The sequence below is a fragment of the Psychrobacter sp. 1Y11 genome, assembly GCF_052259045.1.
Lineage (GTDB): Bacteria > Pseudomonadota > Gammaproteobacteria > Pseudomonadales > Moraxellaceae > Psychrobacter.
On the sequence record NZ_JBQQER010000001.1, the window covers coordinates 304,856 to 331,300 of the forward strand.

At 44.7% G+C, this 26,445-nt stretch carries 22 protein-coding genes and 1 pseudogene; 16 read left to right on the forward strand and 7 right to left on the reverse strand.

Annotation, left to right across the window (positions count from 1 at the left end; genetic code table 11):
• Positions 1 to 60: 60 nt before the first annotated feature.
• Both ACTXGJ_RS01185 and ACTXGJ_RS01190 read right to left on the reverse strand, forming a co-directional pair.
• Complete coding sequence (locus ACTXGJ_RS01185) at positions 61 to 663, reverse strand: DUF934 domain-containing protein (RefSeq protein WP_443564846.1); 603 nt, start codon at positions 661 to 663, stop codon at positions 61 to 63.
• Complete coding sequence (locus ACTXGJ_RS01190; protein WP_443564847.1) at positions 656 to 2,347, reverse strand: nitrite/sulfite reductase; 1,692 nt, start codon at positions 2,345 to 2,347, stop codon at positions 656 to 658. Before ACTXGJ_RS01190 ends, ACTXGJ_RS01185 begins: the two co-directional genes overlap by 8 nt.
• A gap of 256 nt (positions 2,348 to 2,603) precedes the next feature.
• Between ACTXGJ_RS01190 and sat the strand changes: the two genes are divergently transcribed.
• A complete protein-coding gene (gene sat / locus ACTXGJ_RS01195) occupies positions 2,604 to 3,872 on the forward strand; it encodes a sulfate adenylyltransferase (RefSeq protein ID WP_443564849.1) in 1,269 nt (422 codons plus the stop codon).
• 98 nt (positions 3,873 to 3,970) lie between these two features.
• Here sat and ACTXGJ_RS01200 read toward each other — a convergent pair whose 3' ends face one another.
• Positions 3,971 to 4,498, reverse strand: a complete 528-nt coding sequence (locus ACTXGJ_RS01200; protein ID WP_443564850.1) for a hypothetical protein — start codon at positions 4,496 to 4,498, stop codon at positions 3,971 to 3,973.
• A 281-nt stretch (positions 4,499 to 4,779) separates the two neighbouring features.
• Between ACTXGJ_RS01200 and ACTXGJ_RS01205 the strand changes: the two genes are divergently transcribed.
• From ACTXGJ_RS01205 to ACTXGJ_RS01225, 5 genes and pseudogenes are all read left to right on the forward strand, one after another.
• Positions 4,780 to 5,895 carry a sulfate ABC transporter substrate-binding protein gene (locus ACTXGJ_RS01205; RefSeq protein WP_439241329.1) on the forward strand — a complete coding sequence of 372 codons (1,116 nt, stop codon included), beginning with the start codon at positions 4,780 to 4,782 and terminating at the stop codon, positions 5,893 to 5,895.
• 197 nt (positions 5,896 to 6,092) lie between these two features.
• Positions 6,093 to 7,211, forward strand: a complete 1,119-nt coding sequence (locus ACTXGJ_RS01210) for a sulfate ABC transporter substrate-binding protein (protein WP_439240834.1) — start codon at positions 6,093 to 6,095, stop codon at positions 7,209 to 7,211.
• 237 nt (positions 7,212 to 7,448) lie between these two features.
• Positions 7,449 to 8,339, forward strand: a complete 891-nt coding sequence (gene cysT, locus ACTXGJ_RS01215) for a sulfate ABC transporter permease subunit CysT (RefSeq protein ID WP_443564851.1) — start codon at positions 7,449 to 7,451, stop codon at positions 8,337 to 8,339.
• Position 8,340: 1 nt separating this feature from the next.
• Positions 8,341 to 9,270, forward strand: coding sequence for a sulfate ABC transporter permease subunit CysW (gene cysW / locus ACTXGJ_RS01220; protein ID WP_439240830.1), 930 nt, complete (start codon positions 8,341 to 8,343; stop codon positions 9,268 to 9,270).
• A gap of 47 nt (positions 9,271 to 9,317) precedes the next feature.
• Positions 9,318 to 10,037, forward strand: a pseudogene (locus tag ACTXGJ_RS01225) (sulfate/molybdate ABC transporter ATP-binding protein); the annotation flags it as partial.
• A gap of 122 nt (positions 10,038 to 10,159) precedes the next feature.
• Here the strand turns inward: ACTXGJ_RS01225 and ACTXGJ_RS01230 are convergent.
• Positions 10,160 to 10,504 carry an ArsR/SmtB family transcription factor gene (locus tag ACTXGJ_RS01230; RefSeq protein ID WP_439240828.1) on the reverse strand — a complete coding sequence of 115 codons (345 nt, stop codon included), beginning with the start codon at positions 10,502 to 10,504 and terminating at the stop codon, positions 10,160 to 10,162.
• Positions 10,505 to 11,107: 603 nt separating this feature from the next.
• On the opposite strand from ACTXGJ_RS01230, the gene ACTXGJ_RS01235 reads away from it, so the two are divergent.
• From ACTXGJ_RS01235 to bfr (ACTXGJ_RS01245), 3 genes are all read left to right on the forward strand, one after another.
• Entirely contained in the window at positions 11,108 to 11,299 is a 192-nt protein-coding gene (locus ACTXGJ_RS01235; RefSeq protein WP_439240826.1) for a (2Fe-2S)-binding protein, read from the forward strand.
• A 368-nt stretch (positions 11,300 to 11,667) separates the two neighbouring features.
• Complete coding sequence (bfr, locus tag ACTXGJ_RS01240; RefSeq protein WP_443564852.1) at positions 11,668 to 12,162, forward strand: bacterioferritin; 495 nt, start codon at positions 11,668 to 11,670, stop codon at positions 12,160 to 12,162.
• A 64-nt stretch (positions 12,163 to 12,226) separates the two neighbouring features.
• Positions 12,227 to 12,709 (forward strand): bacterioferritin, encoded by a 483-nt coding sequence (gene bfr / locus ACTXGJ_RS01245; RefSeq protein ID WP_443564853.1) that lies wholly within the window; start codon positions 12,227 to 12,229, stop codon positions 12,707 to 12,709.
• Positions 12,710 to 12,853: 144 nt separating this feature from the next.
• Here the strand turns inward: bfr (ACTXGJ_RS01245) and ACTXGJ_RS01250 are convergent, their stop codons facing one another.
• Positions 12,854 to 14,230, reverse strand: a complete 1,377-nt coding sequence (locus tag ACTXGJ_RS01250; RefSeq protein WP_443564854.1) for a DHA2 family efflux MFS transporter permease subunit — start codon at positions 14,228 to 14,230, stop codon at positions 12,854 to 12,856.
• Between the two features lie 362 nt (positions 14,231 to 14,592).
• Between ACTXGJ_RS01250 and yghU the strand changes: the two genes are divergently transcribed.
• The 4 genes from yghU (at position 14,593) to ACTXGJ_RS01270 (ending at position 20,643) form a co-directional block, all read left to right on the forward strand.
• Positions 14,593 to 15,423, forward strand: coding sequence for a glutathione-dependent disulfide-bond oxidoreductase (gene yghU / locus ACTXGJ_RS01255; protein ID WP_025645187.1), 831 nt, complete (start codon positions 14,593 to 14,595; stop codon positions 15,421 to 15,423).
• Between the two features lie 340 nt (positions 15,424 to 15,763).
• Positions 15,764 to 16,927: a DUF1176 domain-containing protein gene (locus ACTXGJ_RS01260; RefSeq protein ID WP_443564855.1), complete on the forward strand. Its 1,164-nt coding sequence runs from the start codon at positions 15,764 to 15,766 to the stop codon at positions 16,925 to 16,927.
• 605 nt (positions 16,928 to 17,532) lie between these two features.
• Positions 17,533 to 19,185: a DEAD/DEAH box helicase gene (locus ACTXGJ_RS01265; RefSeq protein WP_443564856.1), complete on the forward strand. Its 1,653-nt coding sequence runs from the start codon at positions 17,533 to 17,535 to the stop codon at positions 19,183 to 19,185.
• 213 nt (positions 19,186 to 19,398) lie between these two features.
• Positions 19,399 to 20,643: a DUF819 family protein gene (locus ACTXGJ_RS01270; RefSeq protein ID WP_443564857.1), complete on the forward strand. Its 1,245-nt coding sequence runs from the start codon at positions 19,399 to 19,401 to the stop codon at positions 20,641 to 20,643.
• 116 nt (positions 20,644 to 20,759) lie between these two features.
• Here ACTXGJ_RS01270 and ACTXGJ_RS01275 read toward each other — a convergent pair whose 3' ends face one another.
• A complete protein-coding gene (locus ACTXGJ_RS01275; RefSeq protein WP_443564879.1) occupies positions 20,760 to 21,872 on the reverse strand; it encodes an S-(hydroxymethyl)glutathione dehydrogenase/class III alcohol dehydrogenase in 1,113 nt (370 codons plus the stop codon).
• Positions 21,873 to 22,028: 156 nt separating this feature from the next.
• Between ACTXGJ_RS01275 and ACTXGJ_RS01280 the strand changes: the two genes are divergently transcribed.
• Positions 22,029 to 22,898 (forward strand): LysR family transcriptional regulator, encoded by an 870-nt coding sequence (locus ACTXGJ_RS01280; RefSeq protein WP_443564858.1) that lies wholly within the window; start codon positions 22,029 to 22,031, stop codon positions 22,896 to 22,898.
• On the opposite strand, the gene ACTXGJ_RS01285 is transcribed toward ACTXGJ_RS01280, so the two are convergent.
• Complete coding sequence (locus ACTXGJ_RS01285; protein ID WP_443564859.1) at positions 22,871 to 24,283, reverse strand: aminotransferase-like domain-containing protein; 1,413 nt, start codon at positions 24,281 to 24,283, stop codon at positions 22,871 to 22,873. The two genes, ACTXGJ_RS01280 and ACTXGJ_RS01285, sit on opposite strands and share 28 nt — an antisense overlap.
• Before the next feature lie 258 nt (positions 24,284 to 24,541).
• Here ACTXGJ_RS01285 and ACTXGJ_RS01290 point away from each other — a divergent pair, with 258 nt between their 5' ends.
• Positions 24,542 to 25,168, forward strand: coding sequence for a LysE family translocator (locus ACTXGJ_RS01290; protein WP_443564860.1), 627 nt, complete (start codon positions 24,542 to 24,544; stop codon positions 25,166 to 25,168).
• Positions 25,169 to 25,255: 87 nt separating this feature from the next.
• Positions 25,256 to 26,224: an EamA family transporter gene (locus tag ACTXGJ_RS01295; protein WP_443564861.1), complete on the forward strand. Its 969-nt coding sequence runs from the start codon at positions 25,256 to 25,258 to the stop codon at positions 26,222 to 26,224.
• Positions 26,225 to 26,445: the final 221 nt, after the last annotated feature.

Below are 26,445 nucleotides of genomic sequence, written 5' to 3' on the forward strand. Positions count from 1 at the left end.
TTTAACATTGATTTAATATTGATTTAATAAAAGGTTAATAAACAAGTCATAAATTAAAATTTAAGCGCCTGCAAACATAGGCAAATCCGCAGCTTTTCGGCCATCATAACTACTAGCAAGCGCGGTAAAGGCCTGTTTGATATGAAACTCAGAATCCGGATGCACGTCATGTTCGCTAAGCACGAAGCTATCGACGCCGACGCGTAATAGATAAGCAATTTGATCCCGACCAAACTCGCCAGCGATCCGAACCTCGTCTTTATAACCGAGTTGGCGCAAAGTTTGTACAAAGCTAAAGCCGCGACCATCAGCAAATTTTGGCACATGAATGACAATCAGCGTTTGCTTTAATAACAGCTCGCCAAGCTGGCTTAGGACATCAGCATCCGTATCCGCGGTAATCCAAACACCAAGATGACTGCTGTGTTGAACAATAAGCTTATACATCTCATTCATCAGTCCGCTAGCGAGTGCGCCCTTAACATCAAGCAAATCTGCAAGCGGCACAATAACTTCAGGCTTTTCTTGACGTTGTAGCAGCTCAAGCAAGGTAATCTCACTGAGTGCAATACCATCGGGTAGACTATCAGTGCTCAGCGCTAGCCAGTTATCTTGTGCGCTAACATCGACGCCTTGGCTATCCAAGATATGATGATTAGCCATAGACCTTCTCCTTAAAGGGATCAATACCGACACGCTCGACTAGCTCGCCAAAGCTTTCGACGTCGTTATCAGTGGTCGCGCGCAGCTCGACATAGACATCAACGATTTGCTGAATAGTGTCCGCAACCGCTTCAGTGGGGACGGAGCGGCCTAGTATTTTGCCTAATTTGGCATCGTTACTGGAGTTACCGCCAAGGCTGATCTGATACCAGTTCTCGCCCTTTTTATCGACTCCTAAAATACCGATATCACCAGTATGATGATGAGCGCAGGCATTGATACAGCCTGACATATTTAGGCGAATATCGCCCAAATCATACAGATAATCCAAGTCGCTAAACTGCTTCTCGATTTGCTCAGCGATGTTGTGCGTAGTGGCGTTAGCCAGTGAGCAGTAATCCCAGCCCGGACAGACGATCATGTCGGTGAGCGTATTAATATTAGGGCGGGCTAAGTGCAAATCTAGTAATTGCTGCCACAGCTTGAATAGTTTATTGGCTTCCACATCAGCAAAGACCAGGTTTTGCTGGTAGGTACCGCGTAGCTCGCCAAAGCTATACGCATCTGCAAGATCAGCCAAAGCGTCCATCTGCGAGTCAGTGACATCGCCGGAAGGCACATATTTACCGTCGACCAGACCTGCTTTTAAAGAGATGACCACGGCGCGGTAACCGGCGATTTTGTGCGCGACGGTGTTTTGGTTATACCAACTAGCAAAGTCTTTATTGTCCGCTAGTTGCTGCTGCAGCTCTGACTGCACGTGTAGCGCATCAAACTCTTTATAATCCGGCTCACTAAAATAGCTAATCGCGGTAGTGAAATTGTCATCTGTTAAGGTGAGCGGGCCATCTTTGGTATTCGCTTCCCATTCAGCATCGACCAATTTGGCAAACTCGCGTCCGCCCAAAGTATCGACTAAAATTTTAATCCGTGATCTATATTTGCTACCTTTATCTCGGCGACCATGTAAGTTATAGACCCGCAAGATCGCGTCTAAGTAGCTCAATAGATGCGCGCGTGGTAAGAACTCGTTAATAACTTTACCAAGGACTGGAATACGGCCCAAACCGCCGCCAACGAGCACTTCAAAGCCAAGCTCGCCTTCCTCATTTTTCTTAAGGTGTAGGCCAATATCGTGCACACGGGTAGCAGCGCGATCATTTTCAGTACCGATGACGGCAATCTTAAATTTACGCGGCAAAAAGGCAAATTCAGGATGAAAGGTTGACCACTGACGGATAATCTCGCAATAAGGACGCGGATCTGCAATCTCTTCTTTATGAATACCAGCATACGGATCGGTAGTGGTATTACGGATACAGTTGCCCGAGGTTTGGATGGCGTGCATCTGTACTGAGGCCAGCTCCGCTAAGATATCAGGCACGTCTTCAAGCTTAGGCCAGTTCAGCTGCATATTGGTACGCGTGGTGAAGTGCCCGTAGCCTTTATCATATTTACGGGTAATCTCGGCAAGCTTACGCAACTGATAGCTGGCAAGCAGGCCATAAGGGATAGCGATCCGTAGCATCGGCGCGTAACGCTGAATATAGAGGCCGTTTTGCAGTCGTAGCGGTAGATACTGATCCTCTGGCAGCTCACCTGCCAAAAAACGCTCAGTCTGGTCGCGAAACTGGGCGACGCGTTCTTCTACCAGCGTTTGATCCGCGTAGTTATATTGGTACATGACGTCATCTCAATAGTGATTTGCGTGTGTAATAATTCCAAGGTGTGCTTTAGCACTAAGTCGTTTAAAAATGAACTTAAAGCAATATAGGCTGACATCATATAACTGTGCGCTGATAAATATAAATTCCTATAAGTCATATCCATATCCAAACACAGCATAAATTTTCATAACAAAAATTCGGTAGCCTAGTCGCATTGAATTAATAAGCCACGTATTAACAAGCCAATTTATCCGCTGTTTTAAGGTTAACAACATGACATCTTTATCTGCTTTATCTGCTCAAGCAACTTCTTCTACATCAAAACTGGTGCCACCACACGGTAGCGACGCGCTTAAACCCTTATTATTAAAAGGCGATGCGCGCACGAAAGCGCTTAAGCTTGCCAGCACATTACCAACTATCACTCTAAGCTCACGCGAGCGCGGGGACTTGATCATGCTAGGTATCGGCGGCTTTACTCCGCTTAATGGCTTTATGAATCAGGCCGACTGGCAAGGGGTAGTCGATGAGATGCGCCTGAAATCAGGTGACAACGCTGGGCTGTTTTGGCCGATTCCGATTACGTTATCCGCGCCCAAAGTTTTAACTGATAATCTTAATCAAGGGGATAAAGTCGCTTTGGTAGCTGAAGATGGCGAAGTGATGGGTATCATCACGGTTGAAGAAACCTACAACATTGACAAAGATCATGAGTGCCAGCAAGTCTTTACCACCACTGACCCTGAGCATCCGGGCGTACAGCAAGTCCTGCGTCAAGGTGAGGTCAATGTCGCCGGTCAAGTCGAGGTATTAAGCGAAGGCGAGTTCCCTGAGCTATATCCGGAGATTTACAAAACCCCAAGCGAAACCCGTGAGGTTTTGAGTAATAAAGGTTGGAAGACCGTTGCCGCTTTCCAGACGCGTAATCCGATGCACCGCTCGCATGAGTATTTAGCCAAGATTGCCATTGAGATCTGCGATGGCGTACTGATTCACTCCCTGCTTGGGGCGCTTAAGCCGGGTGACATTCCAGCTGAAGTACGTCAAGAGGCGATTAAAACGCTGATTGACAACTACTTCAGAGCGGATACCGTTATTCAAGCCGGTTACCCACTAGATATGCGTTATGCAGGCCCTCGTGAAGCTTTATTACATGCCGTATTCCGTCAAAACTACGGTTGTAGCCATCTAATCGTTGGCCGTGATCATGCCGGTGTTGGCGACTATTATGGTGCGTTTGACGCCCAAACGATCTTTGATTATGTCGGCAAGGACGATCTGATTACCCAGCCATTGAAAATAGGTTGGACGTTTTGGTGTAATGCCTGTAACGCAATGGCATCTGATAAAACCTGCCCGCATGAAGCGTCTGAGCATGTCAAAGTATCTGGCACTAAGCTGCGTAAGGCTTTATCAGAAGACGAAGACGTACCTGAGAACTTTAGTCGCCCTGAAGTACTGGCCATTTTGCGTGAATACTACGCTGGTATCGCAAAAGAGGAACGTGCTGAGGTGAAGCTAACAGGCGCATCAGCGGTCTAGGCTACATTACATTTAAGCCATACTCGAAAATTCATCATAAAAACAAAAAGGTGGCAAATAATATATTTGCCACCTTTTTTATTCAGACTTTTATTCAATTAGCTTAGGTCTAGATTGGTCTGAAGTTTTTGATACTCACCAACGATTGAGGCGCCACCAGAGCAATAATAGTTTAAGGCGTATTTATCATCGCTATCTATCGTCAGCTTACCGTTTTGAAACTGTAGAAATACCTTGCTGTCATTAGCTATTGTCTCAAAGATAACCCCATGCGCTTGATCTTGACCCATAAGCTTCGCTTGTCCATCGAAGGTGCAAGTCGGCGTTTTTATATCATGACGAGAACGCACCTTTATATGAATTCCCTCTTTATTATCATCTGCTTGTACCATCACGGCGACCCAATCATAGCCTTGATGACGCTGACTATAGCTATCTGACACATAATCACCGACTACCGCTTGTACGGCAGGAGATACGGCGGCTACAGTTGCCGAGCTAGCTGTCGTCATAGTGCTAGTAGCGGATGAGGTGTTATTGCATCCTGCCAGTAAAGCAGTGCTGATTATCACGGCACTTAACATAGCGATCGATGGATAGGATTGTTGAGAGGGGTGCAAGGTCATATATAAGCCTTAATGCTTAGAAATAGAGGAAATAACAGTTCAGATTAGGGCAGCATAGCTAATAACGCTACTTATGCCAAGATATTCATTTGATAAGCGTTTTTGTCACTAAGCATTCTACAAGCAAACTGCTAGCATAGCTCTCATTATCCCTTTCATTATCTATAAACCGTTTTCGTTGACCAAGTAGGCATACGATGACTTCTTCGGTCTACCACCTAGCCAATAACTATCGTCATAAACCTTTTCAAAACGGTAGTCATTATTTAAAGAGAACGTCCATGCAAAACCTGCCTTTGTTGTTCAAGTATTCCCCAAAGCTATCGTCAACTCTGCACTCATCAAAAACCCTGATATCCGCTAGCGTAATGCTGGCAAGCGTAGTCTTGATAGGCTGTAATCAGACCCAAGCTGATGCGAGTGCTAACAAAGCAAGCACCGCGCAAGATATCAGTTTACTCAACGTCTCATATGATGTCTCACGTGATTTCTACAAAGAGTATAACGAGTTATTTAAAGACTCACATCAAGCGCAGTATCCAGATAGCAAGGTGAAGATCAATCAGTCGCATGGTGGTTCAAGTAAGCAGGCTTTGTCAGTGGCCAATGGCTTGCAGGCCGATGTTGTAACCCTAAATCAAGAAAGCGACATGCAGCTACTGGTTAAAAAAGGCTTAGTAGCCACAGATTGGCAGCAAGCGCTACCGAATAAAGCGGTGCCTTATACCAGTACAGTGGTGCTACTCGTGCGTACTGGTAATCCTAAAAATATTCAGGATTGGCAGGATTTGGGACGGACTGATGTAGAAGTCGTTATGCCAAATCCAAAAACTAGTGGCACTGCACGTTATGCTTTTTTGGGTGCTTATGGTTACGGCTTGCAGCACTTTAAAGAAACGCTTGATACAGCACCTCAAACCGATAACTTTATCAAGCGACTGCTCGCTAATGTTGTCACTTACGATAATGGCGCGCGAGCCGCTACCACTAGCTTTACTCAGCGCGGGCTTGGCGACGTCCTCATCACCACAGAGAACGAAGCGCGTCTAGTCGCCCAAAAACATGCTAAAGGACAAGTTGATATCGTCTATCCCAGCTATTCTATCACCATTAATAACCCAGTCGCTGTGGTTACAGCTGTAACCGATAAAAAAGGCAGTACTAAGTCGGCAAATACTTATCTAAAAGAATTGTGGAGCGCGCCTGCGCAAGAACTGATCGCTAAGATGTCTCTGCGTCCTAGTGACCAAACGGTTCTTAAAGCGCATCAAAGTACGCTACCTGTCATTGATACCTTTGAGCCGACGGAAGTCTTTGGATCATGGGACAAGATTATGGCGCTGTTTTTTGTTGAGGACGGGCGCTTTGATCAGCTTGCGCAAGCCCATACTCGGTAAAGGCATCAGGTAAGACTCTAGCCACTGTTTATTTTGATATTCCATTTTGGCAGAAACATACACATATTCGTCATTAAAGATAATATGCAGACGCTGTTAGCATACTTGCATGATTACTCAGCATAATTGAATGAATAATTAAATGAGCTATCACCCCCTTTTATAAAGCTTTAATTCTCTACCTATTCGAGGCATTTATGACGACTTCTCCCAAAAGCTACTCTTTAAATAAAACCCACTTTTTCAAAAACAAAACCCTAAGTGCCCTTAGTATCGCAGGCGTGGCGGTCACGCTTGGACTAGCGGGCTGTAGTAATAATGAATCAGCGGAGACGGCAGCCAACGCTGACCCTGCGGCAAGCGGGGAGGCGCAAAATATTGAGCTGTTAAATGTCTCTTACGATGTGGCGCGCGATTTTTATAAAGACTACAACCCAATGTTCGTTGAGCATTACCAAGCTGAAAACCCTAACGCTACTATCAATATTAAGCAGTCGCATGGTGGCTCAAGTAAACAAGCCTTGTCTGTCGCTAATGGTTTACAAGCTGATGTAGCGACCATGAACCAAGGTTCAGACATCGAGCTATTACAAAAAGAAGGCCTAGTAGCGAACGACTGGGAGCAACAGTTTCCGGATAACGCAGTACCTTTTACTAGCACCATCGTCTTTTTGGTCCGTAAAGACAACCCAAAAAATATCAACGATTGGGAAGATCTGACTAAAGAGGGTGTTGAGATTGTGATGGCGAATCCAAAGGTCACAGGCAATGGTCGTTACGCTTTTTTAGGCGCTTACGGTTATGGTTTACACGCTTTTGATAACAACGAAGACAATGCCCAAAACTATGTCAGAGACATGCTGAAAAATGTCAAGGTTTATGAGAATGGCGGGCGCGCGGCAACCACCACTTTCGTTCAGCGCGGTATCGGCGATGTGCTTGTTACTTTTGAGAATGAAGCGAACCTAGCTGCCACTAAGTTTGGACAAGGGCAAGTCGATATCGTCTATCCGAAGTACTCGATTAAATCAGAGAGCCCTGTCGCTATCGTCAATGCGGTCACTGAGAAAAAAGGCACGACAGATGCAGCCAAAGCTTATCTTGACTATTTATGGAGCGAGCCGGCTCAGCAGTTAGCGGCCAACTTGTACCTACGTCCAAGTGTACAGAGCGTCCTTGAGAAAAACGGTGATAAATTACCACCGGTTGAAACTTTCCGTCCTAATGATACTTTCGGTACGTGGGATGAAATCATGGGTAACTTCTTTAGCGATAATGGCGTGTTTGATCAACTAGCGGTGAACGCTCCGCAGTAGCTTTTACAATAACCGCTACCGGTTATTATTACCTTTATTTGCTGGCTTAACTGACAGACAAATCCAAAATGTTCATGATAAATAAATAAGGACATGGCCGCTTGCGCTATGTCCTTTATACCGTAAGCTGCCTAGATGCTCACTACAAAATAAAGAGCACTAAAAGACAAAGCACTCACGATGATAAGTAAGTGCTGATAAAAATACAGACAGCGACGTAATAATTAGGATATAACTATGAGCGCAACGACACCTCCTGTCAGCACCTCGCCTAAACCTGTAAGAAAAAGTTGGCTTACGCGTTTGCGTCAGCGCAATGTGCTACCGGGGTTCGGGCTAAGCATGGGTATCACAGTTTTTAGCCTATCGCTACTGGTGGTATTGCCGTTTGCGATGATGGCTTATACGACGACGCAGATGGGCTGGTCGGGGTTTTGGGATACCATCTCTCAGCCACAAGTTACCGCTGCTATCAAATTAAGCTTATGGGTGTCATTTCTTGCGATGCTGACGAACATGGTCTTCGGTACGCTGGTCGCTTGGGTGCTAGTGCGTTATGAGTTTTGGGGCAAATCCTTAATCAATGCCTTAGTCGATTTGCCGTTTGCCTTGCCAACGGCGGTGACCGGTATCTCGCTTGCTACCCTTTACGCTCCTAACGGTCTAATAGGCCAGTGGTTCGCCAAATTCGATATTCAAGTTGCCTTTACACCTATCGGTATTTGGCTGGCCTTAGTGGTGGTCAGTTTTCCTTTCATTGTACGGGCGGTACAGCCAGTACTCGCTGAGCTATCCGTTGAATTTGAAGAAGCTTCAGCGGTATTGGGCGCTAATCGTATCACGACTTTTCGTAAAGTCATTTTACCTGAGCTGTTACCCGCGTTATTTATGGGGGCGGGTATGATGTTTGCGCGGGCAACCGGCGAGTACGGCTCTGTTATTTTTATCGCCGGTAATATCCCGATGCAGTCTGAGATTTTGCCTATTATTATTATCAGTAAACTTGAGCAATTTGATATTCAGGGCGCCTCAGCAGTCGCTTTATTTATGCTCATGATCTCTTTTGTTATTTTATTAAGTATAAATATAGTGCAGTGGCGATTATCGCGCCGCGTAGGAGCACGCTAAGATGCAAATAGCCAACAGCTACGACTACCAAAGTAACCCCGCCACTAAAGATTCGCCATGGATCAGACGCACCTTCATTGGCATTGCCGTGCTGTTTATGATTATCATGCTGGTGATACCACTGCTTGCGGTCTTTTATGAAGCGCTTAAAAATGGTTGGGAGTTGTACCTTGCCTCCTTAGTGGAGCCAGAAGCACTCCAAGCGATAAAGCTGACGCTACTGACTGCCGCTATCGTCTTACCGATCAATATGGTGATGGGTATCGCTATTGCTTGGCTGGTGACGCGCTATCAGTTCAAAGGTAAGCAGCTAGTCACTACGTTACTAGATTTGCCGTTTTCGGTGTCGCCAGTAGTCGCAGGTTTGATGTTTATCTTGCTATTTGGTCTTAATTCTCCAGTTGGCGGCTGGCTTGAAAGTCTTGGCTTTCAGATTATTTTTGCGGTGCCGGGAATTGTGCTTGCCACCTTATTTGTCACTTTTCCATTTGTAGCGCGTGAGCTGATACCTTTGATGCAGACCCAAGGCGATTCTGAGGAGCAAGCGGCCTTAACGCTTGGCGCTAGTGGTTGGCAGACATTTTGGCACATTACTATGCCTAATATTAAATGGGCGCTGCTTTATGGTCTGATATTGACTAATGCTCGAGCCATGGGCGAGTTTGGTGCGGTGAGTGTGGTATCTGGGCATATAAGAGGTGAGACCAACACTATGCCGCTACTCGTTGAGATTGCTTATAACGAGTATAACTTTACCGCCGCCTTTGCTTTATCTAGTCTATTGGCAGCGCTAGCGCTAGTGACGCTATTGCTGCAGCAAGTGATGACTAAGATGCAAGAGCGCAAATTTGCCAAGTCGGCGCGTCTGGTTGCTGCTCCTGAGCTGCCTGTTAGCGCCAATGACACGCCCACAAGGGATAAGCCTGAATAACAGATAGCGTAAGTCATTCATATTATAAGCGAATAAGAGATACACGTATGAGTATTGAAATTAGAGATGTTAATAAAACCTTTGGTGATTTCACCGCTTTGAATAATATCAATATCACCGTACCTACAGGTAAATTGACTACCTTATTAGGCCCATCAGGCTGTGGTAAAACCACGCTACTACGCATTATTGCTGGCCTGGAATACGCAGACTCTGGGCAGATATTATTTGATGATTTGGACGTGACGGATATTCCGGTACAAAAGCGTCATATTGGGTTTATGTTTCAGCATTACGCGCTGTTTCGTCATAAAAATATCGCCGATAACATCGCCTTTGGGCTGACGTTATTACCCAAATCTGAAAGACCCGGTAAAACCGATATTAAGAAACGGGTGGCGGAGCTGTTAGAACTTGTAAAATTGCCGCAACTTGCCAATGCTTATCCGCATCAGCTCTCAGGCGGACAGCGCCAACGTATTGCTTTAGCCCGCGCGTTAGCGGTTAAGCCCAAGCTGTTATTATTAGATGAGCCCTTTGGGGCGCTTGATGCCAAAGTGCGTAAAGAGCTGCGAACTTGGCTGAAAGACATTCATCACGAATTAGGGATTACTAGTATCATGGTGACCCATGATCAAGAAGAGGCGCGGGCAATATCCGATGAAATTGTGGTTATGAATCATGGCCGCGTCGAGCAAGTTGGCACCTCGAAGCAGCTTATTAACCAGCCCGCCAACAGCTTCGTCAGTGACTTCTTAGATTTAGCCTAACTCTACGTAAAAAAAGACCTATAGCTACTAGCTATAGGTCTTTTTTACACTTCGATATAACCATTAAAGATGGTTACTATATTTTAATATTCTGTCTGAGTAGCGAGCTATCAGCTCGTTTATGCATCAGCGCTTCGAGAGTTATTCATCTCTTTTACTGGTGTGTTTTGTTCCTTCAACGTCTGATAAGTAGTCTCAAGGATAGTAGCACACCAATCAGGCGTATCATTTGCAACTTTATACCACATCCAGGTACCATCACGCACACAGCTGAGAATACCTAGCTTTTTGAGATGGTTAAGATGCCGAGATATTGTTGGCTGCGGCTGATCTAGCATGTCTACTAATTCGCCCACGCAGCGTGCTTCTTTTTTATATAAGATCTGAAACAGCTTCAAGCGAGTGGGGTCGGACAAGACTTTAAACAGCTCAATAGGCTGTATGGCATTATTTGAATTAGACATATAAAGGTCTCTTGAATGGTAGCTTATCTGCGCACAAAGCTGTTCACAAAAAAGTCAATGATAGGTATATAAACCAGTCTGAAAAGAAGTGATAGGGCATCAATAAATATGGGGTATTAAATCAGTAAATAGTCATAAAAGATAGTCAAGAAATAAATTATGACATTCATTAATAGTACTGAAATAACTTGCATACTAAAAACCATATTAACGAGTATGGATGATACCGACAATATTCTAGCTTCTAGGATATTTAGATGTCAATTTATAATAAAAAACCGTTTATCGGCTATTTAATACACTTCATGCTGCTTATCTTATCATTTTTTACGATTTATTTATATGCAAATAAGTAAATATCACAAGTTAGGCAACGAATTTCTTTAGTTATCGTCTTTTATCAACTTTACTATTTACTATCGCTGTAGATAACGGCTGCTTGTTTTAATAAAAGGTAGAAATAGAGCCGACAAAAGAAGCAATGACAGGCAGGCTTACAAAAGCTATTGTAAATGCTAATAATTATCATTATAATGATTGTTAAGCCAGTTTGTAGTGATTGGCACACCAATAGCACTAAGATAGTAAAGTAGGGGTAGTTATATGTACGTTTGCATCTGTAACGACGTCAAAGAAAAGCAAATTCAAGCCGCCATAGCGTCAGGTATTGACACTCTCGATGGCTTAAAAGAGACCCTTGATGTCGCCACTTGTTGCGGCTGCTGCGAGCCTATGGTCAACGACTATCTTGACGAGCATCATGCCAAGCTTGATGTACTAGCTTATGCGGTGTAGCGATAATTTAGTTAACGCCTACTTTTTTGTTATCGCTCTCGTCTATAAACCACCTATAAATAGATAGTAAAATACTAATCAGCCGTCCGTTGCTTATAAGAGCAGGACGGCTTTTTGATTTGTGTAGTTATAAGCTCAAAAAACTAAAACAAAGATTAAAGCTGCACCCTAAAATAAGAAGCAATAACAATAGTGGCTACTGTAGTCTGATAATAATTATCAGTTAGCATCTTATTCTTAGTTCCTAATATTACAAGCCCTGAGCTGTCTTTATGTTAGACTTATCAATTGATCAATTATGTTTTAGCTTGCGATGTCATTGACAGCGCTGATAGTGACAAAAGCTGATAATTAAAGGAGTAAGTGTTATGAAAGGTAGCCAAAAAATTATTGATTATTTAAACTTTTTACTAGGTGGCGAGCTGGCAGCGCGGGATCAATATTTTATTCATTCTGAGATGTACGCTGAGTGGCACTATGGCAAGCTGTATGATCGTATTCATCATGAGATGGAAGATGAGACACTGCACGCGCAAGCGATCATTCGCCGTATCTTGATGCTAAGCGGCACTCCTAAAATGACGGTCAATGAAATCCATATCGGCAGCACTGTACCTGAGATGCTCAAGCTCGATCTCGATCTCGAATATGAAGTACAGCAGCACCTAAAAGACGGTATTGCCTTATGCGAAAAAGAGCACGACTATGTCACTCGTGATATCTTGGTAGAACAGCTTAAAGACACCGAAGAAGATCATGCGCATTGGTTAGAGCAGCAGCTCCGCCTTATCGATATGGTTACTTTGCCAAATTACCTGCAAAGCCAGATAGCAGAAGTGCCGCCAGAATTAACCCAAGGCTAATATCAAGACTGAAAGTAGTTTCATAGACTAATATCATTTATTTTTAGATGCTTAGGAGAGAGAGATGAGAGGCGATAAAGAAGTTATTAGAGCCCTAAATAAGGTGCTTGGACAGTCACTAATAGCGATTAACCAGTACTTTTTGCATGCGCGCATTGCGCGGCATTGGGGCCTTGAAGCTTTAAATGAAAATTGTTACCAGCAGTCTATCTATGAGATGAAATGGTCGGATGATTTGATTGCGCGTATCTTGTTATTAGGCGGTCTGCCCAATCTGCAAGACTATGGCAAGATGTTTATCGCAGAAGATGTCCCTGAGATGATCGAGTGCAATCTGCGCTTAGAGCGTCAAAAATACGATATCATTACCGATGCGATCACTTTGTGTGAGCAGCATAAAGACTATGTCTCACGTAAGCTACTCGTTAAGCTAAAAGACGGTAACGAAGAGTACGACGATTGGCTTGATACCCAGCAAGATCTTATCCGCGATGTCGGCGTGCATAACTATATTCAATCGCAGATTAATGACGATCATACGCCATAAGTATGCAAGCTTTACTAACTATAGTTCTTTAATAACTATAATTGAAGTTTATTCCTAGAAGCTCTTGTAATACGGTTAATAAAAAAACCAGCCTAAGCCTTGTGTGCTTAAGCTGGTTTTTTTTAAGTTTATATCTTTAGACAACTAATATAAGCCGTCGCCATCATTAGGCTTAAGACGTAAAAAATGCAGCCCTGATAAAATAGTCAAGATGCCAAGTACCCAGTAAGTCGTCTGAAATGCCATCAGCATATCGAGATCCATGCGCTCACGCAATAAGTTAAGTACCGCCGCGCCAAAGGCAATCCCAAAACCGATCGCAAGCTGCTGATTAACCGCCATTAAACTATTGCCGCTACTGGTCTGTGTACCTTCCAAGTCACCTATCGTGAGAGTGTTCATAGCGCTAAACTGCATGGAGTTACAAGCGCCCATAATGGTCAAAATAGGGATATACCATATCCAATAAGACGGATCGTTGAACTGCGCTAGAATAATAATCAAAATACCCAATAAAATCGTGTTCACCACTAATACCTTACGGTAGCTGTAGCGCTGGATGATTTTACTGACCCAAGGCTTGATACCCATAGCGCCAATGGCTATAGGCGCAAGCAACCATCCCGCCTGAGAAGGTGAATATTTAAACACCACTTGCAGCAGCAGCGGCAACAAAAAAGGCACCGCACTAATTCCTAAGCGAGTAAATAAATTACCAACAATGCCGATTCGAAAGGTGCGAATACGAAACAAACTCAAGGGAAATAGCGGTGCTTGCCGGCGCTTAGCATGCCAAACATAAGCGCCTATCAATACTGAAGCAATCAGCGCGAGTATCAGTCCATATAAGCCGCGACCAGTTTGTGAGCTAAACTCAACGGCTAAGGTAAAGCCGCAAGCCGCGGCGGCAAATAAAGCAAAGCCTGCCCAATCTAAATGCTTGGCATCTTCAAACAAGTCGGGCACCAGTTTTTTGCCCATAACGTAGCCTAGGATACCCATAGGAATATTGATTAAAAATATCCAATGCCAACTGAAGTATTGTACGATATAGCCGCCGAGCACTGGGCCTATTAATGGGGCAATCAGCGCCGGAATCACCGCAAAGTTCATCACCGTTAAAAGCTTATTGCGCGGATAAGACTTGACTAAGATCAGCCGTGCAACTGGCGTCATCATCGCCCCGCCAATCCCTTGTATAACACGCGAGCCAATCAAAATATCGAGCGTCGGCGAAGCGGCACACATCAGCGACCCGACAGAGAAGATAATAATAGCGGATAAAAATACCTTACGCGTGCCGTACTTATCCGCCAAAAAACCACTAATCGGAATAAAGATCGCTAAGGTTAGCGCATAACTGATCACCGCCCACTGCATTTTGAGTGGCGATTCTCCTAGAGCCTCAGCCATCTGCGGCAGCGACGTGTTAAGAATCGTCGCATCAAGGATCTGCATAAACAGCGCTACGGCTAACACATAAGGTAGGAATTTATCTTGCGCTGGGGTTAGCGTTACCATGTAGACATCACCATCGCTTACTTTATAAAGTGTTAAATTTATGAAGTATTAAATTATAGTTTGAGGTTTTCGCGTAGTATAGGGACAATCAGGCAGTAGTTAAAGAAGGGTAAAGTAACGGTTAGCGGCCAAAGCTCAGTCTCAAAGTGTAGTTACAGTCACCCTGATAACGATACGTACGGATATTCATCAGGTTAAATGACATAACTTGCTTAATAATCGCTACATTAGAGCTCTTTTCTAACTAGAGAGTTATCCGCTATAGTGGACTCTCAAAACTGAAATGAATTTTAAAATTTAAAGCTGGTAGCAGCTTTGATAATTTTATGAAGCAAAGTTTATAATAAAACAGGATAACCCTTATGAGTGATAATAATGATAACCCCTATAAACCCGCAAAAGTTTGGACGAATGATAAAGAAAACGGCGGTAAGTTTGCCAACACCAATCGTCCCACCGCAGGCGCGCGCCACGAGCAAACATTACCAGTAGGGGATGCGCCGCTACAACTCTACTCATTGAACACACCAAATGGTGTCAAGGTCAATATCTTACTAGAGGAGCTGCGCGAGCTTGGGGTAAAAGGCGCAGAATATGACGCCTATAAGATCGATATCTCTGAAAATGATCAATTCGGCTCAGGCTTTGTCGATATCAACCCCAACTCTAAAATTCCAGCCTTAGTAGATTATTCAGCAGTAGAAGATGATGAGCCTATTCATATCTTTGAGTCAGGCGCGATTTTACTATATTTGGCAGAGAAGTTCGGTAAGTTTGTACCACTAGAGCAGGGCCGAGCGCGGACTGAGTGTCTGTCCTGGGTGATGTGGCAGATGGGGAGCGCACCGTATGTAGGCGGCGGCTTCGGTCATTTTTATGCGTATGCCCCTGAACCGATGGAATATCCGATTAATCGCTTTACGATGGAGACCAAACGTCAGCTTGATGTGTTAGATATTCACTTACAAGACCGTGATTATATGTGCGGTAATGGTGAACAAAGTTACAATATTGCTGATATGATTATTTGGGCTTGGTACGGCCAACTTGTGCTCGGCGATCTCTATGAAGGCTCGGCTGAATTTTTACAGGTTGATAGCTATCAGCATTTGCAGCGCTGGGCTAGAACCATAGCGCAGCGCCCGGCAGTAAAAAGAGCGGTTGATCTTCCGCTACAATCTATTCATTCATAACTATCTAATCTGCGATAAAGCCTTAAAATTAAACCATTTATTAAAATAAAGGGCCGATAGCTTAAGTTATCGGCTTTTTTATGGGCTTAGCTAATAAGCCAGAACAAACACACAAGGAGTGAGCAATACTAGCCATCGTTAGGCATCAATAGTCTACGGTAATGAGTAGTTATAGAGATTAAATACTGATTTTTAGGACGATTTAATAGAATTTATATCCCTTTTATCTATTACACAATGATATGTTAGAATAACAAACGGTAACATTAAGCGTTTAAGATAGTAGCTTGTCTATGTTAAAAAACTGCACTGATGTCTTATAAGTTTAAGAGTATCCCTTATGAAATATACTAATAATAAAATCAATTGTCCTGATAATAAGCAGTGGCGTGATAATCATTCTAGCGCAGCTATTGTTCTTGCTCTTTATAATACTAAAAAGCATCTTAAAAAGTATTTGGCATTAGGCTTGTTCGCCGTCAGTACTATGACCATCAGCACTATGGGTAATACGGCCACCCCAGTAGCGCTTGAATCAAAAGACTGGCAAGTCGCCTGTGACAATACTCGTACTTGCCGATTAGCAGGGTATCAAAGCCAAAATAATAGCGAGATGCCTGTCTCAGTGCTATTAGTTCGCCGCGCTGGTGATACAGCAAAGGTTGATGGCAGAGTAAAGCTTGGCGGGGCTAAAGAGGGCTCAGCCAAATCCTTGCTGCAACTAGGTAACCGTCACCGTATCTCGCTTATTATAGATGGTAAAGACTATGGTGAGGCGCAGCCATACTCTAGCACTACTAATGACGCCGTCTTAACCCCTGGGCAAGTGAGCGCCCTGCTAGAGGCTCTGACCAAAGAGAGCAAGATCGAATTTGTGCTTCGTAATACACGCTGGGAGCTGTCCGGTGATGGTGCAATGGCAGTCATGCTAAAGGCAGATGAAGCGCAAGGGCGAGTTGGAACGAGTGGGGCGTTAGTGAAGAAAGGGGGTAAGTCTGACAGTCAAGTGTTAGCTGCCAAACCTGCCCCGCAATTACGCTTAGTGCCACCAACAACAAGAATGGCCAAAAAAAAGAGCTTTAGAATAGACGCCTCAGACCTTACAGCTATGATGAAAAATACCCTAGCAGATGCAAAGCGCGATTGTCCAAGCTTAAGCGATGATTCCGGCTGGCATGTGAAGCGCCTAAATGGCAATCAGCTACTCGCTCAGCATAAATGCTGGGTCGATGCTTATAATGTTGGCCATGGTATGTGGGTGATGAATGACAGCGCGCCTTATAACCCAAAATTGGTCACTAATAGTGCTACTAGCTATGACAGTGGCAAAATAAGCGCTATCCAAAAAGGCCGCAGCCTTGGAGATTGCTTAGAAAAGACAGACTGGGTCTGGACGGGTCGTCGTTTTGAGAAAAGCTACGAGAGCACCACAGGTCTTTGCCGTATGGTAGAGTCTGGCGGCGCTTGGGATTTGCCAACTTATGTCTCGGATGTTAAACGTTAAGCTTGGTAGTATTTTTATAGTATGAGCGCTTATCATCCATATTCAGCTTAGCACTGATAATCAGTACTGCTACTGCTTAGTACTGTTACTTAGTACCGAGTTGGCCTCTAGCGCTTAGCATTTTGTTTGCTAAACCTTAGCATTACTGGTGAATGCACTATGGTTATGAATATCAAAAAATAGATAGGGATAATAAATAAGCTGTGATATACTACGTCGCCACGTTAGCTTCGACTACGTGTATTATGAGATTGATAACATCGCCTGCGATTTTGAGCCTAGGATGGCTATGAGTAATTGTTGCCGATGATTTTGTGTACTTAAATAGCTTTTATTGATAGCGCTATTTTTGACTCATATCTTATCTACTAGCCTATAGATTGGCTTAAATTGGGTGTTGCTTGCCTTTATCTACTTTGGACAAAGTAATGATGAAGTTAGAGTAACAAACGAAGATAAGACACTCGGCACTACCACCAAAATACGTCAGACATCATGCAGATACTTTACCATTTTGATTGGTAAATAGGCTGTTTGATGAACGGTTATCAGTGGTAGGCATCAAGCACGCTGAATTTGCAGCGGCTCAACTACCAAGGATACTCATGACTGACATCTTATCTACTATCGCCGCCCAAAACGGCATCATCGAAAACAACGACACTCAAACAACCAACACAGCAGCAGAACAGGCTCAAGCCGCTACTACTGACGCGTCTGAGACTACTGAAGAAAACCAAATCACCTTTGCTGATCTTAACATTGCCAAGCCTATCTTAACCTCGCTTGATCGCAGTGGCTATACAAACCCGACACCTATCCAAGCGCAGGCTATTCCTTTTGCTCTACAAGGTCGTGACTTATTACTATCAGCGCAGACGGGTAGTGGTAAAACAGCAGCTTTCGTTATTCCACTGCTAGATCGCTTAAGCCGTGCCACAAGCTTTGACAAACACACTAAAGCCCTTATCCTAACGCCTACGCGCGAGCTTGCTCAGCAGGTTCATGATAGCGTGCGTACGTATTCGCACGATATGCGCGGTCTATTTTGTGTACCGCTAGTCGGCGGCGCGCCGTATAACGGTCAGATTCGCGCACTTAAAAAAGGCGTACAAGTGATTGTCGCAACCCCAGGTCGTCTGCTCGATCATATTAAAGCAGGCCGTGTTGATTTATCACACTTAGAAGTGCTCGTGCTAGATGAAGCCGACCGTATGCTTGATATGGGTTTTGCTGATGATATCAACGATATCCTAAAAGCGGCACCAACCGACCGTCAGACGGTGATGTGTTCAGCCACTTGGGATGGCCCAGTTGGTAAGATCGCTGCAAGCTTCACGAAAAATCCTGAGCGCGTGTCTATTAAAGTAGAATCGGCTCATATCGATGAAAAAGTCTATTACTGTGATGACTTTAATCATAAGAATAAAATCTTAGACAAAGTCGTTTGTCAGCCAGAGATGGACCAAATCATTATCTTTGCGGCAACCAAGCGTAGTACTGAAAAGCTTGCCAGCCAGCTTAAAGAAGATGGTCACAAAGCCAGCTTCTTGCACGGCGATCTGCCGCAAAGCAAGCGTAACCGTATCGTACAAGACTTGCGTAATGGCAAATGCAAAATACTAGTCGCAACTGACGTCGCTGCTCGTGGTCTCGACGTACCTGCAATCTCGCATGTCATCAATTATGATCTACCGCGTCAGACAGAAGATTATGTCCACCGTATTGGCCGCTGTGGCCGTGCTGGTCGTACCGGTGTTGCAATCAGCTTATGTAGCATGGATGATCGTCCACAGCTAGCAGCTATTAATCGCTATCTTGATCGTAAGATGGAAGTAGACGTTATTGAAGGGCTTGAGCCGAAGAAAACCTACGTACCAAGTGAGAATAAACCTAAAGGCCGCGGCCGCGGGCGTGGTCGCTCAAATGGTGGTGGTCAAGGACGCGGACGTTCAGGTGGCTATGCCGGTAAGTCTAACGGCGGTGGTCAACGCGCTAGCAACGACAGCGGTTATCAAGGCCAAGGAGCAGGCAAGTCACGTGACTCATCTGGTAAGCCAAAAGACCGTTTCGGCGGCAAGCCTTATCAAGGCAAGCGCAGTGGTCCTAATCGCGGCGATGGCACGAGTGCCCCGCGTGGTGACCGCGCAGCAACCGGACGTGGTCGCCCAAGCGGTAGCCAAGGCCGTCCAGCCAATCGCTCAGGCGGTAATGGTCGTCCAAGTGGCAATCGCGGCAACCGTGGTGGCAACTCGTAACAAACCATCATTTGGTCTGTTGAGCTAAACCTCTATTGAGGTTTATGAATAGTGTAAAAAGCCAGATATCTAGTGAATAGCTAGTATCTGGCTTTTTTGTAGGTCAATAAAAATAGGGCGCTCTTATGAGACGACCTTGCGCTCATTTTCGTGCTTCTCTATACTGCAGTGCTTATTCACTTCCTCTCAATTGATCCCGCTTGGAGCCATTAGATGCTCGCTATTTCTGACTTAAAGATAGACAGCTTACCGTTAGCTTTTGGCATTATCATGGCAATTATTGGTTTGGTATTTTATACCCAAGGGTTGCCGGGCAAATTTTGGCGGCGCTTTTATGCCGTGCTGCCAGGTATCGTGCTGTGCTGCTTTATACCGGCGACGCTCAATAGCTTAGGCGTGTTTGCTGATGGTATCGGCTCGCAGATTTATGGTTTTACCGCTACTTATCTGTTACCAGCAAGTTTACTCCTGATGACGCTGTCGATGGATGTGCCCAAGATATTGGGACTAGGCTGGAAGGCGCTTGCCATGTTTTTTGCTGCAAGCTTAGCTATTATTGTTAGCGGGCCTGTCAGTTTAGGGTTAGCAAAATGGGTGTCACCTGAGATGTTCACAGATGACACGTTGTGGCGCGGGTTTTCGGCGGTCGCAGGAAGCTGGATCGGCGGCGCGGCCAATCAGGCAGCGATGAAGGAGCTGTTCGGGGTTAGCGATGATTTATTCGGTATGATGATCTTAGTGGATACTACTAATGCATCATTATGGTTATTAGCAATTTTAGTGTTAGCCAAGCATAGCGATAAGGTAGATCGCCTGTTAAGAGCAGATAACAGCAGCATAGAAAAAGTCATCAAAGCTGTCGAGAGCTACGAGCGCGATCACGCGCGTCCAGCCACTTTAAATGATTTAATGGTGATGTTTGGGCTGTGCTTTGCCATGGTTGGGGTAGCGCATTTTGTCGGAGGACAGATTGCAGGTTTCTTTGCGCCCTATAGCTGGGCGGTGCAGTATAGCTTTGCCAGTAGCTTTTTTTGGATGGTGGTGATTATTACCTTAATCGGGGTTGTCTTCTCCTTTACCAAAATCCGTCGTCTGGATCATGTCGGCGCCTCCAAAATCGGTACGGTATTTATCTTTGTACTTATTGCCGCTATCGGTATGCAGATCAATCTTGCCGGCATCGTCTCGCAGTGGCGCTTACTCTTGATTGGTCTGGTGTGGATGAGTATTCATGTGGCTATCATCTTTATTGTCGCAAGACTCATTCGCGCACCATTTTTCTTCTTAGCGGTTGGCTCAAATGCCAATACCGGCGGCGCGTCATCAGCGCCTATTGTCGCCACCGCTTTTCATCCGTCACTGGCGCCGGTTGGTGTGTTTTTGGGTATTTTGGGGTATGCGGTTGGTACCTTTGGCGGTTATATCAGTACACAGATGATGCGTTTGGTAGTGGGGTAGTAGCGGTTAAGAATAGCTTGTTTGGTACTAAAAAAGCAGCATAAACTCGTTTTATGCTGCTTTTTTTAAGCGAATAAATTATCAGCTTTGAGAATAACGATAACCGTCAGCTATTATTATTCAAAATGAACCACTGAGCGAATGCTTTCTCCTTTATGCATAAGGTCAAACGCTTCATTAATGTCCTCGATAGGCATCGTATGGGTAATGAAGTCCTCTAAAGGAATATTGCCTTGTAAGTAACTCTCAACGTAGCCGGGTAGTTCACTGCGGCCTTTGACGCCGCCAAATGCTGAGCCTTTCCAAACGCGGCCTGTGACAAGCTGGAATGGACGGGTGGAGATCTCTTGTCCTGCGCCAGCGACACCGATAATCACCGATTCGCCCCAACCTTTATGACAACACTCGAGCGCTGAGCGCATGACATCGACGTTACCGATACATTCAAACGAATAATCGACGCCGCCATCGGTCATCTCGACGATAACGTCTTGGATAGGCTTGTCGTAGTCTTTGGAGTTAATACAATCGGTTGCGCCGAGTTTTTTGGCCAACTCGAATTTATCTTCGTTGATATCGATAGCGATGATGCGGCTGGCTTTGGCCATTTTTGCGCCGATGATGGCAGCAAGGCCGATACCACCGAGACCAAAAATAGCAACAGTAGAGCCTTCTTCTACTTTAGCAGTATTCATAACTGCGCCCATGCCGGTAGTCACGCCGCAGCCCAGTAAGCAGACCTTTTCTAGAGGTGCCTCTTCATCGACTTTGGCTAAAGAGATCTCAGGTAGAACGGTGTACTCAGAGAAAGTGGAGCAGCCCATATAGTGATAAATAGGCTCGCCATCTTTATAAAAGCGCGTGGTGCCATCTGGCATTAGGCCCTTACCTTGAGTTTCACGTACTGCTGAGCACAGGTTGGTTTTTCCCGAGCGGCACATTTTACAGACGCCGCACTCAGCAGTATATAGAGGTATCACGTGGTCGCCAACGGCAACGCTAGTCACACCTTCGCCGATTTGCTCAACGATACCGCCGCCTTCATGGCCTAAGATAGCGGGAAACACGCCCTCTGGGTCTTCACCGGATAAAGTGAAGGCATCGGTATGACAAACGCCACTGGCCAGTATTTTTACTAATACTTCACCTTTACGTGGCAGCATCACGTCTACTTCTTCGATAGATAGTGGCTCTTTTGGGCCCCAAGCGACCGCAGCTTTAGATTTGATAAATTCATCAGTAGTATTGGCTTGCTTTGACATAGCTTCGCTTCCTTCTTTTTAATTGTAATGAGTTTTTAGGGTTGTGATGACTATTTTATATTATTTCTATGGTAATGATAATATAGTGAAATTGAAAATATCTTTTACAAGGTGGTAATAATCATGCAGTGGGAAGGGGTTAGTGAATTTGTTTATGTTGCCGAGTGCGCAAGCTTCACCAAAGCTGCCAAAAGGCTCGGTATTTCTACTGCGCAAGTAAGCCGGCAAGTGAGTACCTTGGAGGAACGTTTGAATACCAAACTCCTCTATCGTACCACTCGTAGGGTCTCATTGACAGAGGAGGGGCGGGTGTTTTATGAGCGCTGCCGCACGGTGTTAGATGATTTGAATGCAGCGGAACAAGCGGTAAGTAATTTGCAGTCTAAACCTCAAGGTAAGATAAAACTAACCGCGCCTGTCACTTATGGTGAGCAGCAACTCTTACCGTTAGTTAATGATTTCATGCTGCAATATAGAGATATTGAGGTCACGGCTTTTTTGACCAATCAAACTGTTGATTTGATTGAGGGTAGCTACGATTTAGCCATTCGTATCGGTCATTTAAATGACTCAACTTTGATGGCTAAGAAACTGAGCAGCCGGACTAATTTTGTCTGCGCTGCTCCTGCTTATTTGGATAAATATGGTACTCCGCATCATTTAGCAGATCTTAGTCAGCATCACTGCTTACTGGGAACGCTAGATTATTGGCGTTTTAAGAGCACTGGTAAAGAAAAAAAGGCGCAGGTAAATGGTCCGGTGCGTTATAACAGTGGCTACAGCTTGGTCGATGCGGCATTAAAAGGCCTAGGTATGGTCCAGCTTCCTGATTATTATGTACAAAAATATCTGGAGAGCGGCGCGCTAGTCAGTTTACTGGATCAGTATCGAGAGCCTGAAGAAGATATCTGGGCCGTTTATCCGCACAATCGTCATTTATCATCGAAAATCAGAATATTAGTCGATTACTTGGCTGAGCATTTGAACAAATAATCTTCTAACCAAACCAAAAAGTCATCACTTGTCGTCGAGACATTTAAACGCAGATATGTCGAAGCCCTAGCGTCTGGATAAAACAATTGTCCCGGTGCGACTAACCAACCCTCCTGATAAGCATCTAATGCCAGCTGGCTAGTATCTTGTCCGGTATCTACCCAAACGAACAGACCTGCCTGCGTATGCTCAGGATATGTGATACCAATCTTGGGCAGCGCGCTACGTAGTCTTTGATGCGCAGCATACAGCTGCTGCTGCACTTTTTTAATTTGTCGACGGTATTCGCCGTGCGTCCATAGACGGTGAATAACGCGCTCACCAAACTCTGGGGTATTTAGAGTACTCAAAGTTTTTATTCGCAATACGTCATCGATAAATCTATCAGGATACACCAGCATACCGACGCGCCAGCCTGACGCCATGGACTTTGAAAACCCCGTGGCATAAAGCACGCGCTCAAACTGATCGAGACTGGCATAACGCAGCACTTGTCCACCCGGTACAAAAGTGGCGTACAAATCATCCTCAAAGATATAGGCATCGTACTCGTGAATCAGATTAAGTACTTGATGGGCGCGGGCAGGATGCAGGTTATAAGAAGTGGGATTGTGCAGTACGCTATTGGTGAGATACAGTTTCGGACGATGCGCGGCGAACAGCTTTTGCATGTGCTCGATATTTGGACCTTGATGATCACGATCTACAGCAACGACATTTAGCCCTTGTTGTTGCAGGCTGCTCGATAGCCAATACCAACCCGGACCATCGACGATAACAGTATCACCTGCTTGAGTCAGTAATTGCGCTACCATCGTCACCGCCTGCGATACCCCTGCTGTAGTGATGACATTATCGACATGGGTATGCATCCCTTGCGTATTTAGCTGCTGCACGAGCTGCTGGCGTAGCGGTAAATAGCCTTGAATATCTCCGTAATTATAAACAAAACTGTCCGCTTGCTGCGTCACCTGCCGGATCGCCCATTCCATCTTTTCATTACGCACCCACTCATTAGGCAAAGTGCCCACGCCCGGTGAGCAGTGGTGCGGAATATCACTAAACACTTGTTGCACTAGCCATCGCGTATCAATGGCTGGGTATTTAATCGCTGGTTTTTTGGCGTTATTTGACGGTACTGGATTTATTTGAGTACGAACGTAATAGCCAGAGCTGGGCTTCGCGACTAATACATTGGTAGCGACTAGCTGCTCATAAGCTTGTACCACCGTAAAGCTCGATATATTCAAGAGCTTGGCCAGTTTGCGTACTGAAGGTACACGCTGATTAGGCAAGTAAATTTGCCAATCAATACGCTGCTGGAGCCATTCAGCGACAGCCGCAGTCTTGGTTAAATTGGGATTGAGCGTATAGGTTTCGACCATGATGCGCCACTCTTGTTTTGTTTTAAGTGCTGACTTCAGCTTGCTCACTCTGAGGCAAAGTTAAAAGAGTAAACCAGTCAATTGTTATGCTCATAGTGACTATACACTTTGTTCACCAATCGTGAAACTGTATCGGGTCTGTTATGGATATTTACATTAAAGTTGGTCTTATCACTAACGTTCAGCACTATTAGGGTGAAACAGCAGATGGACTTAACCGCGAGCTTTAAAGGCAGTATAACGGCATTAGCTATTTTTATGCTGATCAATTCTATTACGCCAGGTCCTAATAATTTAATGTTATTGCACGGCAGTATCAAACGCGGATTTTGGGCGTGCCGCTGGCATATGCTTGGCATTACTACCGGTGTCGCAGTTATGCTTTGGTTAAGCTATTGGGGCATGACGGCGTTAGTGGTTAGTTTCCCTGCCGTTATGTTGATTATAAAAATTCTAGGTACGCTATATCTGTTATGGCTGACCTATCAGATGGCGAAAACTGACTTTTCCGCTATTATTAATGAGGCATTATTACGTGAACAACAACGTAAACAAGATAATGAGAGTGATACTAAGGTAAAAAGAAGCTTCGGTGAACTACCTTTAAGTTTTGGGCAGGCGCTACTGTTTCAATGGCTCAATCCCAAAGCATGGACGATGACTATGGTTGCTCCCAGTCTGGCGATGTTCCACGCTGGCAGACCTTGGCTAGATAATTATGCGCTGCTTGCGATGTGCGCGCTTATAAATATTTTATCCATTAGCTGCTGGGCAGCAGGAGGTCATTGGCTACGTAAGTTAGTGCATTTGCCGCGAGTAATTCAGTTGATTCATGCGGTAATTGTACTCATGACATTGTACTGCGCAGTAACGCTTTGGCTGTAGATAAAAGCTACCTATAGCTAAGATTAAAGCTCTATTCACTCCAAGTATTGATAACAATAACTAAAAACCATTATCTAGGATAATCCTATGAGCCCAATCCATATCGCCTTAGCGGTGCTCGTTGCCTTTATTTGGGGCGTAAACTTCACTTTCATTGCGTGGGGACTTGAGAGTTTTCCGCCACTAATGTTGACTGCTATGCGTTTCTTCTTCACTGCTGTACCGCTAATATTACTCCTTAAGCCGCCTACCTTTAACCGAACCTTATTTGTCTATGCGATTGGTACTTTCGTACTGCAATATGCCTTTGTGTTTACCGCGATGCACTTGGGCTCCTCGGCAGGATTAACAGCGTTGTTATTGCAAATGCAGATTTTTATCACCGTATTGTTAGCCTATGTCATCTTGGGCGAGGCGGTAAGTCGTAAGCAAATCGTTGGGATGATAGTTGGTTTGTTAGGGCTAGGGGTAATTGCATTAAACCTTGGCGGCGATATGCCACTGAACGGCTTTATTTGCATCTTGATTGCGGCCATAGGCTGGAGCTTTGGCAACATTGCCTCCAAGCAGGCTTCAAAGCAAGCCACTATAAAAGCGACACAGCAGGGCGCTAATACCTCTATGGTTTCGCCTACTAATAGCAAGGATCAAGGCTCAAATAAATCATCGGCACTATCGGCATTAGCCTTAGTAGTATGGGGTGGTCTGATCGCTTGTGTGATATTAACATTATCTTCAGTCATATTAGAAACTGAGGCATGGACGCTTGCGACCTTTACGCAGGCATCCTCTAAATCTTGGTTGTCCCTTGGGTTTATCGTTTATGTGTCAACGCTAATTGGCTTTGGACTGTGGGCGCATCTGCTGGCACAAAACACCGCCTCCAAAGTCATGCCGTTTGCCTTATTGGTGCCTGTATTCGGTATGGCGACCTCAGTGTTATTTACAGGGGAAGTGTTGACATGGTGGAAAATGCTAGCGATGGTACTTATCTTGTCAGGCCTGATACTAGCAAACGTAAAGATAGGACTTAGAAGAAATTCTGTTAGTACTTAGCGGATATACAGTAGTGGGGTAAACTCTCAAATATTTTATTAAAAGCCCAGTCCTTGGGCTTTTAATAAAAATTATTATTATTCAACACCCTAACCCTACATACTCTTCCATTCGACTAATTTTGCCTCGTATTTTTATAAATTGTAAATTGCATTCTTCATAATAACTTATTTTATCTTTATCTATGAGACATTAGTGTCTGGACAAAAAATTGTCTCATT